1 protein-coding gene is annotated in these 422 nt (G+C 37.0%); it reads right to left on the bottom strand.

What is annotated here, in order from left to right; translation table 11 throughout:
* Positions 1-58 precede the first annotated feature (58 nt).
* Positions 59-422 (bottom strand): DDE-type integrase/transposase/recombinase (locus LOK41_RS28615; protein WP_241819462.1); only part of this gene is annotated, 364 nt, incomplete at its 5' end.

Below are 422 nucleotides of genomic sequence, written 5' to 3' on the forward strand. Positions count from 1 at the left end.
AGGTTCTGTTGCAAAGTTTGAAAAAAGCATAAACAGGTTGGTAAATGAGGAACAATGTTTAGGAAATAGCTAGTAATTGTTGAAGTTCATTGTACGTTGAAAAGGCGGAGTCTCTTTGAAGACTTCGCCTTTGTTTATATAGGGCATGAATGGTCTCGATACCTTTTATCGTACGTGAAGCATGACGAAGATTTTGAAATCCTGCGGATTTGACAAAACGTCTCTTTACATGCCTATGATCCTGTTCAATAAGATTGTTTAAATGTTTGATTGTACGATGGATTGTAGTTTGATAAAATCCTTGTTTTCTTAATTTGTTAAATGCGCAAAGTAATGCCGGCGCTTTGTCTGTAGTGAGAACCGTTGGTTCTCCAAAATGTTTTACTAATCTTTTCATGAAGGCATAGGCAGCCTGATGATCC

Source organism: Bacillus sp. TL12 (assembly GCF_022625245.1).
Lineage (GTDB): Bacteria > Bacillota > Bacilli > Bacillales > Bacillaceae_G > Bacillus_A.